We start from the raw sequence: 15,570 nt of genomic DNA, 5'->3' as shown, positions 1-15,570 counted from the left end.
TCTTTCGAGTGGAAGCTGAGGGGTGTCAGAGGTGCGCTTCGACCGGGCGGGCGCGCAGAGTCCGCTTGTCGATCTTCCCGACGGGGTTCTTCGGGATCTCGTCGACGGCCACGATCACTTCGGGAATCTTGTACTCGGCCAAGGACTTCCGAAGATGATCGAGCATCTGTTCCGGCTCGATCCCGGCCCCATCGCGATAGGACACAAAGGCGACGGGTACTTCGCCGTAAATGGGGTGCGGTCGCCCGATCACGGCGGCCTCTAGCACCCGAGGGTGGGTGTAGATCGCGGACTCGATCTCCTTGGGGTAGATGTTCTCGCCGCCGCGGATGATCATGTCCTTGATGCGGTCGACCAGGGTGAGGTAGCCCTCGGCGTCGATGCGGCCGACGTCTCCCGTGTGCAGCCAGCCATCGACGATCACCTTCGCCGTCTCATCGGGCCGACCCAAATATCCCCGCATTACGGTCGGGCCTTTGATCACGACCTCGCCCGCCGATCCGTCACCGAGGAAATTGCCCTCGCTGTCTACGACGGCGATCTCCTGACCTGGCAGGGCGATACCGACGGTGCCGGGTTTGCGGACACCGTCGAGCGGAGTGCCCGTGCTCGCGCACGTCCCCTCCGACAGGCCATAGCCTTCGTAGATCGGGACGCCGTAGCGCTCCTCGAACCGCGCGAGCAGTTCGACAGGCATCGGAGCCGCACCGCAGAGGGCGAACCGGACCGAGGAGGTGTCGGGCTGGATCTCCGCCGGCAGCGCCGACAGCATGGCGTAGATGGCGGGCACCGCGGAGAAAAAGGTCGGCCGCGCCGCCTCGACCCTGTCGAAAAAGGTCCGCGGCGAGAACCTGCCCGCGACAGTGGTCTGGCCGCCGGCGAGCAGCGGCGACAGCACGCTGACCACGATGCCGTTGACGTGGAACAGCGGCAGAATCAGCAGACTATGGTCGTCAGCGGTCAGCCGCATGCCCACGACCATCGTCTCGGCCATCGCCATGATGTTCGCGTGCGTCAGCTCGACGCCCTTGGGGCGTCCGGTGGTACCGCTGGTGTAGATGATCAACGCCAGCGCGTCGTTCGAGAACTCGGTCGCCTCCGCACCACCGACGCGGCCTTCGTGCCGATCCAGCTCTGGCACCGAAAGCGGCTGCGGTGCACGGACATTGCCGGACTCACCGTTATCGGCGCAGACCAGTACGCGAGCGCGGGAATCGGTCAGCTGATATTCCACCTCGTCCGGGGTCAGTGACGGGGCGATCGGCGTCGCCGCGGCACCCAGCCGCCAGGTCGCGAACAATGCCACGATCAATTCGAGCCGGTTGGGCAGCATTACGGCGACAACATCGCCGACACCGATCCCCGCCTTCGACAACCGATCGGCGTACTTCTGCACGAGGTCGAGGAACTCGGCGTTGGTGATCCGCCCCAGGTCGTCGTCGGTAAGACAGGGTTTGGTGGGGAAGATCCCGGCGCGTACATCCGGGAGGGCGGCGAAGTGCATGTCGATCTCCTTGCTAACGCAGCAGCTCGCTGGCGTGAATGCAACGTTAGGAAGGTGATGTGACGTGGACCATATCGCGAGCGCATGAAGATAGCCGGAGTGATCGTGCGCACCGCACGACGGATGACTCAGTCACCCACGGGCTGCAGCACTGTCGACCCCAACCATCGGCAGGCCAGCAGGGCGACCTCGACGTCCAGCCGTCCCTCCCGCAGTGAATGCCCCAGTACCGCCTCCGCCTTGCGGATCCGGTACTGGACAGTATTGCGGTGCAGTACCAGCCGCTCGGCGGTTGTCTGGAAGCTGCCGTTGGTTTCCAGGAAGACACGCGCGGTCTCGCGCAGCTGTGCCGTGGCATCGTCGTCACGCGCCAGCGACCCAAGGATTTCGTTGATCCACGCTCGCGTTGCGGCCAGATCCGAGCACATCAGCGCGATCGGCCCGACCTGTGCCGAACACGACACCGAGGCACGCTGCGGTGGCGGCGCGGACATCGCGACCACCTGCGCTTGTGTCGCCTGACGATGAGTCAGTCGGAAGCCCTCCAGCCCGCTGGCAGGTCTACCCACCGCCACCCATGTCGCCGTCGGAGTGCACATCGCGGCGGAATCCATTCCCAGTTCCGGTTGCGGGAGCCACGCCCACAGGGTCGATTCGTCGGCCGGGATCAGCAGGGGTTGTCCTCGGCAGGCCAACTGGTCGGCGATGGCTGTCGCCACTTGTTTGGCCGCACGCAGTTGATCGGCACCCGCGTCGGACCAGACAACCAGGCCCAAGTGGGTTCGGTCGAGCCGATATCCCAGCGCACGTTCGCTGTCACCCGGGTCGTAACGCTGTCCGGACAGGATCGAGCGGACCCGAGCGGTGCGGACAGCCATCTGGTTCTGCAGCCACCGTTCCCGCTCGTCCTGGTAGGCGGTCACGACTTGTTGGGAGACCCGATCGATATAGGCGAACGAGCGGTCGGTCATTTCGGCCACCGCCGCTGTGACCAGGTCGAGGTCGTTCGTCGCGGCGGTGACCTCGCCGAGCATGTGGTCGTTGAACAGCCGCTGCCCGATGCGGTAGGCCCGCAGCAGCGCGGTGATCGAGGTATCGCGCTGGGCCATGCGACGGGCGTACTCCAACGCCTCCGCCGGCGCATCGATCTCGTCGATGTCCAGCCCCAGTTCGTAGATATGCAACGCGATCACGACATTGCCGGTGACGCTGGCGCGCAGTAGTGACTCCACCCGGCTGTCGCCGCGCAGCTCCGGCTCGATCTGGAGCATCTGCTCCGTCAAACGTTCGGACAAGCCCAGCGCATGCCGGCTCAGTCCGCCCGCGATCCTCGCGAGCAATTCTGCGGCGTCGGTCTGCATGTGATCACCTTGTGATATTCACGATCGAGCGCGCCCGGGCGGGCTCGATTTCCGACCGCCCACAATCCGTAGGGCAAGCTCCGCGTAATAGTCGCCGATGTCCTCCGGTGACCAGGAGCCACCCTCGTGATACCAGCGCGCGATATCTATTCCCAGCGAAAGCAGGGCAGTGGCGGCCATGTGGGAATTCGAGTTCTCGAAAACCCCGGTGGCGACACCTCGCTGGATCAAGCTCCGGACCTCTCCTTCGATCGAGCGCCGGATTTCCTTGATCTCCTGTTGATGTTCTGCGCTCAGAGCGGCGAGCTCATAGTTGATGATCCGGGCCACGGTGTGGGCGCGTGCGTGATGGATCGTGAACTCCCGCATCAACGCGATCAGTTGGTCGGCGGGGTCTTGTGCCGAAGCGATGGCAGCGCGGATTCGCTCCAGGGTGTCCAGGTGACCGGTGCGCGAGATCTGGTAGAGCAACTCTTCCTTGGAGCGGTGGTACACGTAGATTGCACCCGTGCTCACCCCGGCAATCGATGTGATATCGCGGGTCGTCGAGCCGTGGAAGCCGCGTTCAGCGAAGGCAACCACCGCCGCGTCGAGCAGCCGAGCGCGGGTCTGGTCCGCACGCGAGAGGTCCTCTGTATCGGTCACCTGGACAGTATGGCTCTACACAGTGAGCACGAGTTTGCCGGTGTTGGCACCGGTGAACAGCATGTTCAAGGTTTCACCGAAGCAGGCGACACCGCCGTCCACAACATGCTCCCTGCTCTTGATCCTGCCTTCGGCCAGCCAACCGGAGATCTCCGCGACCGCCTCACCGTAACGGTCCGCATAGTCGAAAACGACGAAGCCCGTCATGGACGCCCGGTGAACCAACAGCGACATATACCGTGAAGGTCCCGGAGGTAGTTTCTCCGCGTTGTATGCCGAGATCGCACCACAGATGACGACGCGGGCACCGCGCCGAAGATTGGCAAGCGCGGCATCGAGGATGTCACCGCCGACATTGTCGAAATAGACGTCGATTCCGTCCGGAGCGACCTCCCGCAACCGCTGTAGGACGTTCTCGTTCCGATAGTCGATGGCCGTGTCGAAACCGAGTTCCTCGGTCAGCATCCGACATTTCTCTGGGCCGCCCGCGATCCCGATCACGTTCGCGCCCTTGATCTTCGCGATCTGACCGGCGATGCTGCCGACAGCACCCGCGGCCGCGGAAACCACCACCGTATCTCCGGCCTGCAGCCCACCGACCTCGAGCAAACCGAAATAGGCTGTCATCCCAGGCATTCCGAGCGTCCCCAACCAGGTCGGGCCGGCCGCCGTACTCATATCGACCTTCTGCACCCCCCGGCCATTATGGATCGCGTATTCGGTCACGCCGAAAATTCCGCTGACGGCATCGCCGACGGCGAAGTCCGGGTGCGTCGACTCGACAACCGTCGCGATATCCAGCGATCGCATGACCTCCCCGACACCGACCGGCGGCACATACGATCGCACGTCGTTCAACCAGCCGCGCATCGCCGGGTCGAGGGAGATGAAATCCACCTTGACCAGGATCTGCCCCGGGGAGAGCGCGGGTAGCTCCTCGGTCGTCAGGTTCCATGTGCCCGCGTCGGGTAGCCCCGACGGCCGTTTCGCGAGCCGCACCTGCTGGGTTGTTGTCACGTAAACTCCTCTTCTTCGCAGAACGCAGAACAGACCGGGTCAGACAGCGCCGAGTTCCGGGTCACCGGCCGGAAGCGGGTCGAAGACCGAGATCTCGGCCGGGCCGGTGAGTGCGTTGCCCAGCGCTTGCCCGATCTCGCGCATTGCGGTGCTTCGACCGTGCGCACGCAGGGCCTCTTTCGACGCCCATTTCTCGATCATGACGAAATGGCCCGTTGTCCCGGTCTTCCGGTGCAACGCATACATCAGGCAGCCCGGTTCGGCGTGCACTGCCGCAGCCGCGGTCGTCAAGGTCTGCTCGACGAGTTCCTCCTCCCCCGGCTTTGCAATCATGGTCGCCACCACCACATACGGATCGGCCACTGGTTACTCCTTTGTATTGGTCGTTCTCGGAATTGGGCAGATTCAGCCCTATTCCAACGGCAGCCCGACGAGGTCGGCCAGCACCCCCCGATGGTGGCCGGGACTTCCCAGCCCGATCTGGTCGGCCTTGGCGCGCTTGAGGTACAGATGCGCCGGGTGCTCCCAGGTCATGCCGATCCCACCATGCAGTTGGATGGCTTCCTCGGCGGCCCGCACCGCGATATCACTGCAATAGGACGCGGCGACGGCGGTGGCGATCCCACTGTCGGGGTCGCCCGCCGCGAATGTCCCCGCGGCATACCGCGCGGCGGCCGAAGCCGACTCGACCTCGACGTAGAGGTCGGCAAGGCGGTGCTTGAGCGCCTGGAATCCACCGACCACCCGACCGAACTGACGGCGCAGCTTCAGATACTCGACAGTTGTCTCCAGGCACCAGGCCGCGATCCCCGCTTGCTCGGACGCCAGGAGTGCGGCACCGATCGTCAAACCGGATTGCAGTGCTGCCCAACCGGATTCGGCAGCGACAACGACCCGGCCGGGCACAGAGTCGACAGTGACGTCGGCCAGCGGACGGGTCATATCCAGCGAGACCACCGGCTCGATCGCCACCGCGGTAGCCGCCAACGCATGCACCTGTGTACCGTTCGCCGTCTGCACGGCGGCCAGCAGTACATCGGCATCGAGCGCACCGGCGACACTGGTGACGCGGCCGGACACCCGGCCCTGCGCATCAGCCGTCAGCGTCGGGACCTGCGTCACCGACGCAGTGGAGAACGGCGTCAGCAGCGCTGCGCTGCATTCACCGCCGCCGAGCTGACCGACCAGCGCGGACTCGCCCGCGAGCAGGACGGTCGCGGCGATCACGCTGCTGGTCAGAAACGGTACCGGTGCGACGAACCGGCCGAACTCCTCGAGTACGACAGCGGCGTCACGGGCCGTACCGCCGGCCCCGCCGCGGTCCTCGGGGATGAGCAGACCAGCGATCCCGAGGTCGTCGGCAATCGATTTCCACAACATCCGGGTCAGTGTCCGATCGCCTTCGTAGGCCCCCACAATCGCGGACGGGTCACATCGGCTCGTGAGCAGGTCACGTACCGCGCTCCGCAGGGAGGTCTCGACATCGGTGTCGAGGAGCAGGATGTCGCTCATCGGCTCAGGTCCTTCCAGGCGATGTCCTTGTCCGCGCGGTGTTCGCTCGGCAGGCCGAGGACCCGTTCGGCGATGATGTTGCGCAGGATTTCCGAGGTTCCGCCCTCGATCGAATTGCCTTTGGCCCGCAGGAAGCGGTAGCCGGCGCCCCGACCGGCGAAATCGACTCGGTCCGGGCGCACCATTGTCCAATCGTCGTATCGCAGGCCGTGCTCACCGTGCAGTTCGACCTCCAGTCCGGCGACCTGCTGGTTGACGCGGGCGAACGACAGCTTGACGGCGGAGGTTTCGGGTCCGGGCTGGCCGCCGGCCACCTGCTGACGCAGTCGGGTTGCCGCCAGCCGGGAGACCTCGGCATCCACCCACAATCGCAACAACCGGTGGTGCAGTTCGGGGGTGCGCTTTTCCGGGTGTTCTCGCCAGAGGTCGGCGGCGACACCGAGTACTCCGCTCTCGCGGGGCAGTGCGCGCCCCCCGATCGAGACGCGCTCGTTGTTCAGCGTCGTGGTCGCGACTCGCCAGCCTTCCCCTTCCTTGCCCAGGCGGTGCGCATCGGGGATCCGCACGTCGGTGAGGAAGACTTCGTTGAATTCCGCTTCGCCGGTGATCTGCCGCAGCGGCCGGACCTCGACTCCGGGGGCGGTCATATCGCAGATGAAGTAGGTCAGCCCCGCGTGCTTGGGTTGGCTGGGATCGGTGCGCGCCACCAGGATTGCCAGCCGCGCTTTGTGCGCGACCGAGGTCCATACCTTCTGCCCGTTGACGACCCAGTCGTCGCCGTCGCGCACTGCCCGGGTGGCGATCGCGGCCAGGTCCGAGCCGGCGCCCGGTTCACTGAACAGCTGGCACCAGATCTCCTCCCCGCTCCACAGCGGACGCAGGAAGCGCTGCTGTTGTTCCGTGCTGCCGTGGGCGAGGATCGTCGGCGCGGCCATACCCAGGCCGATACCGTTGATCGCCGCATTGTTGTCCGGAGATCCGGCCTGCTCGAACAGGGCATCGACGAACGGTTGCGCTTCCCGGTCGACGGCCCGGCCACCGAGCCCGATCGGAAAGTGAACCCAGGCCAAACCCGCGTCGAACCTGGCTCGGTGAAAGGTCACAGCATCGGTGGTGGCCGGATCGTGCTCCGCGAGTACGGCTTCCACCCGGCGGCGCAGATCGTCACGAACCGCGTCGGGATTGGTCATCTGTCATCCTCCTGATCGGCAATCACGCGCGGCACCAGCACCGCGACCGTCTCGGCCAGCCATGCCGTCACCAGCCAGCCGCCGGGCGACGTCGGCGCCGATACCGCGAGCGGCACCGGTCACGACCGCGGTCCGCGGTATCGGATTGGTCATGAATGCTCGTCGAATGCGCGCCATGTCAGACCCCACCTGTGAGAGTGATGCCGCCGTCCACGACCAGCAACTGCCCGGTCAGCCAGCTCGCGTCGTCGGAGAGCAGAAACGCCACCACACTGCCGATGTCCTCGGGCACGCCGAGCCGCTTCAGCGGGTAGGCCGCAGCGACCTCGTCCTCCCTGCCCTCGTAGAGAGCGGTGGCGAACTTCGTCTTCACCACTGCCGGGGCGACGGCGTTGACCCGCAGGTTCGGGCCGAGCTCGACCGCGAGTTCCTGGGTGATGTGCGTGAGCATCGCCTTGCTGGAACCGTAGAAGCCGATACCCGGCGCGGGCTTGAGACCGGCCACCGACGACACATTCACGATCGCGCCACCGTAGTCCTTCATCCAGGCCCGATACGTCTGCTGAACCCATGACAGCGCGGCCAGACAGTTGACCTCGACGATCTTGCGGGCTACCTCCAGCGACAGATCGACCATCGGCCCGAAAGCCGGGTTGATGCCGGTGTTGTTGACGAGGAGATCGGCGCTACCGAACGTGTCGATCGCCCGCTCGACGGTCTCGATCTGGTGGTCGACGTCATCAGCGCGACCCGCGACGGCCAGCGCCCGGTCGGGGCCGCCCAGTACTTTCACCGCTTCATCGAGCGCGTCCTGTTTACGGGCGGTGATCACGACCCTGGCCCCCTCGTCGACCAGGCGCTGCGCGATGCCGAGCCCGATGCCTCGACTGGCACCGGTGACGATCGCAGTCTTGCCTTCGAATCTGTTCACAAATATGTCCTTTGAAGAATGTGTGCCCGTTATGACAGGCGCTCGAGCACCATTGCCATGCCTTGACCGCCACCGACGCACATGGTTTCCAAACCGATCTGCTTGTCGTGGAACTGCAGGGAGTTGATCAGCGTGCTGGTGATGCGGGCGCCGGTCATGCCGAATGGGTGACCGACCGCGATCGAGCCGCCGTTGATATTGAGCTTGTCGAAGTCGACACCCAACTCCCGCGCCGAGGGAATAACCTGTGCGGCGAAGGCTTCGTTGATTTCGACCAGGTCGATATCGTCGATGGTCATCCCGGCACGAGCCAGCGCCTGCTTGGACGCCTCCACCGGCCCCAGGCCCATGATTTCGGGGGACAGCGCGCTGACTCCGGTCGCAACGATCCGAGCCAGCGGCGTCAGGCCCAGCTCGGCGGCCTTGGTGTCGGACATGATCACGACCGCGGCGGCACCGTCGTTGAGCGGGCAGCAGTTGGCGGCCGTCACCGTGCCATCGGGCCGGAATACCGGCTTCAGTTCGGCGACCCTGTCCAGGGTGACTCCGGACCGCGGGCCATCGTCCTTCGAGACAACGCTGCCGTCGGGCAGCGTGATCGCAGTGATGTCACGCTCCCAGAACCCGTTGGCGATGGCGACCTCGGCGAGGTTCTGGCTGCGCACGCCGAAAGCGTCTTGTTCGGCACGGGTCACACCGCACAGCTGTGCCACGTTCTCGGCGGTCTGTCCCATCGCGATATAGATGTCGGGCAGCAGATCCTCCGTGCGCGGATCGGTCCAGAACTCACCTCCCGCAGCGAATTTCGCGGTCCGGCCCACCGCGTCGGCGAACATCGGGTTCTCGGTGTCGGGCAGGCCGTCGGCGTTGCCCTTGATGTAGCGGCTCACGGTCTCCACACCGGCGGAGATGAAGACGTCGCCTTCTCCGGCGCGAATCGCATGCATCGCCATCCGGGTTGTCTGCAAACTCGACGAGCAGTACCGGTTGACCGTTGTGCCCGGCACTCGATCCAGGCCCGCCAGAACCGCCACCACGCGCCCGAGATTGAAGCCCGACTCACCGGCGGGCTGGCCACAACCGAGCATCAGATCGTCGATGTCGTTCGGGCCGAGGGCCGGCACCTTCGCCAGCGCGGCCTGCACGATCTGCGTCGCCAAGTCGTCGGGCCGGAGGTCTCGCAACGCCCCCTTGCCAGCGCGACCGATCGGTGACCGGGCGACAGAGACGATGACGGCTTCGGGCATGAGTGTGAACCTTTCACGCAAGTTACTGAGCGCTTGTTAACCTCCCGCCACCATGCTGGACCGAGCGGCGATGGTCAATACGTCACAGCCGATTCGGACTGTGACGCCGGGCACATTGTCGGGGTGCGACTTCGTCGGAGAACAGGTCGGAAAACATATCTCTATCTGCGAGTTCGCAACTTCGTTCCGAACTCGCATTCACCTTTGGGAGTGGCCGCCACCGGCTCGCCGCGCATCCGGGATCGACGGCCACAAAGCGCTTTCCAGCAGCACGAGCGCGACGATCCCGATGCTCCAGCCGATCAGCCCATGCCGGATCGCGCAGACTTTTCAGATAGACGTTGCGCCGCGTGGTCTTCACTCCTGTCCGTAGTAGGTGAGGAAGACCTCTTCGAGATCCGGTTCATGGCTGACAATGTCAACCACGTCGTAGGGTGCGATGGCCTTGAGCAGTTCGGCGGTCGAACCGTCTACATCGATGTGCCCAGCGCGGGAGGCCCGCCGGCTGGGCCGCGGCCGAGTCCCGGGCCACACCTGTCGCCGCATTCGACTCGGAACATCCACCTAGGAGACTTCGGCCAGCCGAGCACAGACCGATCAGCCCACTCGTTCACGCGGCGGAGCCGAAACCGGGACCATCGGCTCACACAGGGGCAACCTTCGGCCCTTGGATGATGGCCGCGCGGGACACAGGCTGAGCGATAAGAACCCACCACCGCACCCGGTCAGCATTCAGGAGGCCAACCATGTCGCACCATGACGATCCCCTCGCGCCCGCCGTGCAGACTGCCCACGACTGGCTCCGCACTGTCGCCGACAGTCTCGATACCGACGATCGAGCTTTCGCCTACCGGGCGCTGCGCGCCTGGCTGCACACTGTGCGCGACCGCATCGGCGTCAGCAGCTCGGCGCATCTGGCGGCGCAATTGCCCGAGATACTGCGCGGTGCCTACTACGAGGGCTGGGTGCCCAGCCATGTGCCCGTCCGGCATGGCAGCACCGAATTCCTCAGGCAGTTCGCCAGGGAGTCGGGCGTCGACGAGGACGAAGTCGGCCCGGTCGCGGGCGCGGTCACGGCGGCATTGTCGGACCTGTTCTCTCCCGGACAGTTGGACCGGATGTTCGCGGTCCTGCCGATGCAGCTGTACGGCGTGCTGTGCGGTGCGCGAATGACCATCGACGAATCGCTGATCGAATGGCAGGCGGTCGCCGAGACGCAGACGGTCGATCCGCTTGCCAGTCTCCAAGACCGCGTCCAAGCCCTCGGCGACGCCGTTGCCATGCTGGCGCGCGGCATCGAACGGCTGCCCGTCGAGGAACCCGACCGCGACCGATCGACGCAGGCGGCCCAGCAAGCACACCGCATTCTGCTCGCCGAAGGTCTGGTCGGCGCCGAGACGCCCGAGCGCTGACATGCTGCGTGCAACGATCCCGCTGAGCCGGGTCTCGGGCATCCGAGTCGGCGCGCACTGGTCTACGGTGGTCCTGCGACCCGACTTCGACGTCATTACCGCGATCGACCCGCACGGCCGACTCATCGGAGTGGTCACCGCGACGGATCTCAGCCTCGCCGTCCAGCGCAGCGCGCTCGGCCTGCCCGCCCGCCGACCGGAATGATTTCGGGCACCGAATACGGCACTCTGACACGATAATTCGGCCCATTTGCGGTGATAGGAGGCTTTCGATGAGCCCTACGCAAGTCGAGCGAAAAACGCCGCGGCCGATCTTCCGGAATCGGCATGAAGCGGGCCGGGTGCTCGCCGGTCTACTCGAACATTATCGCGGCGATCCAGATGTCCTGGTGCTCGGACTGCCGCGCGGCGGTATTTCGGTCGCCTGGGAGGTCGCCGCCGCGCTGAGCGCACCGATGGACGCACTGGTCGTGCGCAAACTCGGCGCCCCGGGCCACCCCGAGTTCGCGATCGGCGCACTCTCCACCGGCGGCCGCATCGTCCTCAATGAGGATATGGTGCGCGCACTGCGGCTGACCGCCGATCAGGTGCGTGGCATCGCCCGCGACGAGGCCCAGGAGATGATCCGGCGCGAGGCCGCCTATCGCGCCGACCGAGGCCCGATCGAGGTGGCCGGGCGGACGGTGATCCTGGTGGACGACGGGTTGGCCACCGGCGCGAGCATGTTCGCGGCCATCGAAGTGATCCGGGCGGGCGAGCCGAAGCGGATTGTTGTCGCGCTCCCCGCCGCGCCGGAGTCGACCTGCCTGGAACTCGGTGCCTCGGTCGACGAAATGGTTTGCGCGACAATGCCATCGCCGTTCCGCGCGGTCGGTGAATGGTTCTGGGACTTCACCCAGGTCACCGACGCGCAGGTGCGTACTCTGCTCGGCATCTCGACCACCGGCGTCGCGGTCCCGCCCGTCGACACAGCGGCGACCATCCGCGCCGCCGCCATCGACGCACCCGAGGGCCTCCCAACCACTCAGGTGCTCGAGGAAATCATCGGCGATGCCCGGTTCGTGCTGATCGGCGAAAGTTCGCACGGCACACACGAGTTCTACCGGGCCCGCGCGGCGATCACGCGCTGGCTGATCGAGGAGAAGGGCTTCACCGCCGTCGCCGCCGAGGCGGACTGGCCCGACGCCTACCGGGTGAACCAGTACGTGCACGGGCGCGGCAGCGACAGCACCGCCGAACAGGCACTGCGCGGGTTCGATCGATTCCCGACCTGGATGTGGCGCAACACCGAGGTCCACGACTTCGTCATCTGGCTGCGCGTGCACAACGGCGAGCAACAACACGACGACCAGCCGCAGGCCGGCTTCTACGGACTCGACCTCTACAGCCTGCATCGCTCCATGCACAAGGTCGTGGACTACCTCGACCGGGGCGATCCGCAGGCTGCGCAGCGCGCCAAGATTCGCTACGGCTGTTTCGACTACGTCGCGGGCGACGACGGCCAGGCCTACGGATTCGCCGCCGCCTTCGGCGCGGGCAAATCCTGTGAGGCACAAGTGATCCGGCAACTGCTCGAACTACAGCGCGTCGAGATCGCCCGCGGCGAACTGGAAGCTTTCGGCGCCGACGAACTGTTCAACGCATTGCGCAATGCCTGGTCGGTGCGCGACGCCGAGGCCTACTACCGGGCCATGTTCGGTGACCGGATGTCCTTGTGGAATCTGCGCGAGCGGCATATGGCCGACACCCTCGACGCGCTCGTCGCTCATCTGGGTCGCGACGACGGTACACCAGCCCGAATCGTGGTGTGGGCGAACAACTCCCACGTCGGCGATGCCCGCGCCACCGAACTGGGCAGCGAAGGTGAACTCAGCCTCGGCCAGCTGATCCGTGAGCGCCACGGCGACGCCTGCCGCATTATCGGCTTCAGCACCTGCTCGGGCACGGTTACCGCCGCGCCGGAGTGGGGCGGGCCCGCCATCCGCGAAACCATCCGCCCCGCACTGTCATCCAGCATGGAAGAGCTGCTACACGACACCGGCAACCCGGAATTCCTGCTCCGCATGGACATTCCGGGCGAGGCTACCGACCTGCTGCGGCAACCGCGCCTACAGCGTGCCATCGGCGTGGTCTACCGCCCCGCCGCCGAACGCCGGAGCCACTACTTGCACACCAGACCCGCCGACCAATTCGACGCCCTCATCCACATCGACAGCACCACCGCGATCGAGCCTTTGGAACCGAAGGGACAGCGCGCTCATGACCCCGAACAACGATGATCCGCACCGACTGACCTCGGCCGAAGTAGTCGTCGGCGTCGACGGTTCAGCGGCATCCGACCTCGCCGTCCGCTGGGCGGCAGAAACGGCCTCGCAACGGCAACGCCGACTACGCATCGTGCACGGCCTCGATCTCTCCTCGATCGGTGCGGCGTTGCGAGCTTACGAGGTGATAGTGCCCCATATGCTCGAGAAGATCCGCCAACGCGGGCAAGACTACGTGCTGACGGCCCAGCGCCTGGCCCATCGGGTCGACTCAACACTCGCCGTGGAAACCGAAGTTTCCGAGGCAAACCCGGCCCAGTTGCTGATCCATCGATCCGAAACCGCGCATCTTGTCGCGATCGGTGCGGCGGGCACCGCCGGAACACTCGCCCACCTCGGCAGCACCCTGCTTGCGGTGACCAGCCACGGTCACGGCCCCATAGTGGTAGTCCGCGACACCGGCACCGATCAGCAGACTCGCAACGTCGGTCCCGTCGTCCTAGGCGTGGACGGGAGCCCGGTCAGCGAAGCCGCGATGGCGGTCGCGTTCGCCGAGGCGGACGCGCGTGAAACCCAACTCGTCGCGGTTCATGCCAGCAGCGAACGGTATCTCGACATCTTCACCCCATTCCCCTACATCCCCTCCGACCGCGACATCGAGATCGCAGGACACGCGCTCCTGGCCGGGCAGCTCGTGCAGTGGCAGGCGAAGTACCCGAACATCCAGATCATCCGAAAGGTGTACCTATCCGGGCCGCGCCGACCGCTGCTCGACTGGTCGAAGTCCGCTCAACTGCTCGTGGTGGGCAGCCGAGGACGCGGCGGATTCCGCGGACTGCTGCTCGGCTCCACGAGCAATGCGCTGGTTCAGCACGCGCAGTGTCCGGTCACGGTCGTGCACCCGCAGTAGGGCCCGCTTGTGCGGGAAGGTAGCGACATCCTATGTCCGCCAATGCCGTCAACTCTCCCCGTCGTCGGCAAATTTCTCCGAAACCGCCATGGAGGCCGCTCGCTGGGCTGCCGTCGACTCGAGCGATATCGCGGTGGTCGGCGCAACAAGACGACAGCACACGCTCACCGCCCCCCGCGCAGGCATGCCGAGCCGGGCGAGTTCGGCGTCGATGTCGACCTCGAACACAAATTCTCGGTGGATGTACGGCGCCGCTAGTCCGTGCGTTCGCTGTAGAACTCGGTAAACGCCGCGTAGGCGCGGGCGCCATAGACGGTTGCGGGGCCGCCGTTCATCAGGAAGCTGACGCCGATGGCCTCGGCCGCCTCCGCAGGGGTCGCGCCGCGTAGAACCGCGGCGTGCGCGTGCGCGGCGATGCAGCCGTCGCATTCCTTGCTCACCGCGATGGCAAGAGCGATCAGCTCTTTGGTTTTGGTATCCAACTCACCGGCGGCGAGCGCCGCATCATGCAACTGCTTGTAACCGGCGTACACCTGCGGGAGCGCGCGCCGCAGCTCGCGGGTGGGCGTACGCAGCTCGTCCCGGACCGTCGTGCCGTAGTTGCTCATATCGCTCCTTAATAATTATCTCCTGGGTCCACGATGCACGTGGCCGGCCGGGCGGCGATGCGGTCTTAGGTCCTGACCGCGGGCGGCTTTGGTCGCACAGCCCTGGATCGTCGGTCGATGTCGACACCGCCGTCGCCGACGTGCTGGCGCTCATGGAGCGATTCGATGGACAGGCAACGGATCGAGCATGGACCGGGCCCAGAGCTCAAAGTGCTGTTCGGTCCTTCGATTGGGGACCTTCGGCCCATCCCCGATCCGGCCCTCTTCAGCGATGCTTTGCTCGAGAAAGACTTCGATCTCGGCTGCTGGGAGTCCACGGCATGATCACCTCGACCGAAACCATCACCATCCGCCCGCTCGGCCCAGCCGATGCCGCGACCGTCGCGGATCTGCACGCTGGGATGCCCGATGCGGACGGTCTCTTCCGAAATCTCGTGCCACGTCCGACGGAGTTACCCAACGTCGCTCGCGCCCTCGCCCTGCGCGATGGGGCGCATTGTGTGCTCGGCGCTTTCGCCGGCGATCGGATCGTCGGCCTCGGTAGCTTCGTCGTGCTCGGCACGACCGAGACTGCCGAGGTCGCGATTGTCATCGACCACCATCAGGACAACCGGACCGGCGCATTCGGCCCCGAACTCCTGCACCGCCTGGTGCACCTCGCGCGTGAGCGCGGCATCGCACGATTCGTCGCAGAGTTGATTCCGGCGAATACCAGGATGATGCGGTTGGTCGCCGACACGGACTTCACCGTGACGGCCTACCGCCAGAACGGCATCGCGCGAGTCGGCATCCAGCTCTGACGGCCCCGAATGCGTACGATTGCGCGCCCCCGGGCGGGACGACACCTTCGGTCGCTGATCAGCGGACGAACTCCACCCGCGATCACGAACACCGCCCTAGGCTGAGTGAATGCTGCATAGAGACACAGCGAAATGACCAGGGTGTTTCTAGTGGACGACCACCATATCG

The 15,570-nt window shown here is 65.7% G+C and carries 17 protein-coding genes and 1 pseudogene; 5 read left to right on the top strand and 13 right to left on the bottom strand.

The window, feature by feature from the left end; translation table 11 throughout:
• Positions 1-25: 25 nt before the first annotated feature.
• The 11 genes and pseudogenes from AB0J47_RS28555 to AB0J47_RS28505 form a co-directional block, all read right to left on the bottom strand.
• Positions 26-1,504 (bottom strand): AMP-binding protein, encoded by a 1,479-nt coding sequence (locus AB0J47_RS28555; RefSeq protein ID WP_364352589.1) that lies wholly within the window; start codon positions 1,502-1,504, stop codon positions 26-28.
• 128 nt (positions 1,505-1,632) lie between these two features.
• On the bottom strand, positions 1,633-2,865 hold the full coding sequence (locus tag AB0J47_RS28550; RefSeq protein ID WP_364352586.1) for a helix-turn-helix domain-containing protein: 1,233 nt from the start codon (positions 2,863-2,865) through the stop codon (positions 1,633-1,635).
• 18 nt (positions 2,866-2,883) lie between these two features.
• Positions 2,884-3,510, bottom strand: a complete 627-nt coding sequence (locus AB0J47_RS28545; RefSeq protein WP_364352583.1) for a TetR/AcrR family transcriptional regulator — start codon at positions 3,508-3,510, stop codon at positions 2,884-2,886.
• A gap of 15 nt (positions 3,511-3,525) precedes the next feature.
• Positions 3,526-4,527 (bottom strand): NADP-dependent oxidoreductase, encoded by a 1,002-nt coding sequence (locus AB0J47_RS28540; protein WP_364352580.1) that lies wholly within the window; start codon positions 4,525-4,527, stop codon positions 3,526-3,528.
• Between the two features lie 39 nt (positions 4,528-4,566).
• The gene (locus AB0J47_RS28535) at positions 4,567-4,890 is read right to left on the bottom strand and encodes a putative quinol monooxygenase (RefSeq protein ID WP_364352577.1); all 324 of its coding nucleotides are present in this window, start codon (positions 4,888-4,890) and stop codon (positions 4,567-4,569) included.
• 48 nt (positions 4,891-4,938) lie between these two features.
• Entirely contained in the window at positions 4,939-6,039 is a 1,101-nt protein-coding gene (locus AB0J47_RS28530; RefSeq protein ID WP_364352574.1) for an acyl-CoA dehydrogenase family protein, read from the bottom strand.
• Complete coding sequence (locus AB0J47_RS28525) at positions 6,036-7,229, bottom strand: acyl-CoA dehydrogenase family protein (RefSeq protein ID WP_364352571.1); 1,194 nt, start codon at positions 7,227-7,229, stop codon at positions 6,036-6,038. Before AB0J47_RS28525 ends, AB0J47_RS28530 begins: the two co-directional genes overlap by 4 nt.
• 57 nt (positions 7,230-7,286) lie before the next feature.
• Positions 7,287-7,382 (bottom strand): annotated as a pseudogene (locus AB0J47_RS28520) (beta-ketoacyl-ACP reductase); the annotation flags it as partial.
• Between the two features lie 25 nt (positions 7,383-7,407).
• Complete coding sequence (locus tag AB0J47_RS28515) at positions 7,408-8,160, bottom strand: SDR family oxidoreductase (protein ID WP_364352568.1); 753 nt, start codon at positions 8,158-8,160, stop codon at positions 7,408-7,410.
• 29 nt (positions 8,161-8,189) lie between these two features.
• A complete protein-coding gene (locus tag AB0J47_RS28510; RefSeq protein WP_364352565.1) occupies positions 8,190-9,407 on the bottom strand; it encodes an acetyl-CoA C-acetyltransferase in 1,218 nt (405 codons plus the stop codon).
• 357 nt (positions 9,408-9,764) lie between these two features.
• On the bottom strand, positions 9,765-9,953 hold the full coding sequence (locus AB0J47_RS28505; RefSeq protein WP_364352562.1) for a hypothetical protein: 189 nt from the start codon (positions 9,951-9,953) through the stop codon (positions 9,765-9,767).
• Positions 9,954-10,153: 200 nt separating this feature from the next.
• Between AB0J47_RS28505 and AB0J47_RS28500 the strand changes: the two genes are divergently transcribed.
• From AB0J47_RS28500 to AB0J47_RS28485, 4 genes are all read left to right on the top strand, one after another.
• Positions 10,154-10,819: a DUF2267 domain-containing protein gene (locus tag AB0J47_RS28500; RefSeq protein ID WP_364352558.1), complete on the top strand. Its 666-nt coding sequence runs from the start codon at positions 10,154-10,156 to the stop codon at positions 10,817-10,819.
• 1 nt (position 10,820) lies between these two features.
• On the top strand, positions 10,821-11,024 hold the full coding sequence (locus AB0J47_RS28495) for a hypothetical protein (RefSeq protein WP_364352555.1): 204 nt from the start codon (positions 10,821-10,823) through the stop codon (positions 11,022-11,024).
• A gap of 67 nt (positions 11,025-11,091) precedes the next feature.
• Positions 11,092-13,098, top strand: a complete 2,007-nt coding sequence (locus AB0J47_RS28490; protein ID WP_364352552.1) for an erythromycin esterase family protein — start codon at positions 11,092-11,094, stop codon at positions 13,096-13,098.
• A complete protein-coding gene (locus tag AB0J47_RS28485) occupies positions 13,079-13,993 on the top strand; it encodes a universal stress protein (RefSeq protein WP_364352549.1) in 915 nt (304 codons plus the stop codon). Before AB0J47_RS28490 ends, AB0J47_RS28485 begins: the two co-directional genes overlap by 20 nt.
• A gap of 48 nt (positions 13,994-14,041) precedes the next feature.
• Here AB0J47_RS28485 and AB0J47_RS28480 read toward each other — a convergent pair whose 3' ends face one another.
• Positions 14,042-14,221 (bottom strand): hypothetical protein, encoded by a 180-nt coding sequence (locus AB0J47_RS28480; protein WP_364352546.1) that lies wholly within the window; start codon positions 14,219-14,221, stop codon positions 14,042-14,044.
• A 26-nt stretch (positions 14,222-14,247) separates the two neighbouring features.
• Positions 14,248-14,601: a carboxymuconolactone decarboxylase family protein gene (locus AB0J47_RS28475; RefSeq protein ID WP_364352543.1), complete on the bottom strand. Its 354-nt coding sequence runs from the start codon at positions 14,599-14,601 to the stop codon at positions 14,248-14,250.
• Between the two features lie 320 nt (positions 14,602-14,921).
• Here AB0J47_RS28475 and AB0J47_RS28470 point away from each other — a divergent pair, with 320 nt between their 5' ends.
• The gene (locus AB0J47_RS28470; RefSeq protein WP_364352540.1) at positions 14,922-15,401 is read left to right on the top strand and encodes a GNAT family N-acetyltransferase; all 480 of its coding nucleotides are present in this window, start codon (positions 14,922-14,924) and stop codon (positions 15,399-15,401) included.
• Positions 15,402-15,570 lie beyond the last annotated feature (169 nt).

Source organism: Nocardia sp. NPDC049737 (genome assembly GCF_040674755.1).
Taxonomy (GTDB): Bacteria; Actinomycetota; Actinomycetes; order Mycobacteriales; family Mycobacteriaceae; genus Nocardia.
The sequence above is the reverse complement of the archived record's forward strand: the minus strand, read 5'-3'. Positions and strand labels throughout refer to the sequence as shown.

What these genes read in the sequence shown, in the direction of transcription:
- AB0J47_RS28485 (WP_364352549.1), top strand. Translation starts at nt 13,079, where the DNA reads ATGACCCCGAACAACGATGATCCGCACCGACTGACCTCGGCCGAAGTA.
- AB0J47_RS28505 (WP_364352562.1), bottom strand. Translation starts at nt 9,953, where the DNA reads ATGCGGCGACAGGTGTGGCCCGGGACTCGGCCGCGGCCCAGCCGGCGG.
- AB0J47_RS28475 (WP_364352543.1), bottom strand. Translation starts at nt 14,601, where the DNA reads ATGAGCAACTACGGCACGACGGTCCGGGACGAGCTGCGTACGCCCACC.
- AB0J47_RS28555 (WP_364352589.1), bottom strand. Translation starts at nt 1,504, where the DNA reads ATGCACTTCGCCGCCCTCCCGGATGTACGCGCCGGGATCTTCCCCACC.
- AB0J47_RS28550 (WP_364352586.1), bottom strand. Translation starts at nt 2,865, where the DNA reads ATGCAGACCGACGCCGCAGAATTGCTCGCGAGGATCGCGGGCGGACTG.
- AB0J47_RS28500 (WP_364352558.1), top strand. Translation starts at nt 10,154, where the DNA reads ATGTCGCACCATGACGATCCCCTCGCGCCCGCCGTGCAGACTGCCCAC.
- AB0J47_RS28470 (WP_364352540.1), top strand. Translation starts at nt 14,922, where the DNA reads ATGATCACCTCGACCGAAACCATCACCATCCGCCCGCTCGGCCCAGCC.
- AB0J47_RS28530 (WP_364352574.1), bottom strand. Translation starts at nt 6,039, where the DNA reads ATGAGCGACATCCTGCTCCTCGACACCGATGTCGAGACCTCCCTGCGG.
- AB0J47_RS28510 (WP_364352565.1), bottom strand. Translation starts at nt 9,407, where the DNA reads ATGCCCGAAGCCGTCATCGTCTCTGTCGCCCGGTCACCGATCGGTCGC.
- AB0J47_RS28495 (WP_364352555.1), top strand. Translation starts at nt 10,821, where the DNA reads ATGCTGCGTGCAACGATCCCGCTGAGCCGGGTCTCGGGCATCCGAGTC.
- AB0J47_RS28525 (WP_364352571.1), bottom strand. Translation starts at nt 7,229, where the DNA reads ATGACCAATCCCGACGCGGTTCGTGACGATCTGCGCCGCCGGGTGGAA.
- AB0J47_RS28490 (WP_364352552.1), top strand. Translation starts at nt 11,092, where the DNA reads ATGAGCCCTACGCAAGTCGAGCGAAAAACGCCGCGGCCGATCTTCCGG.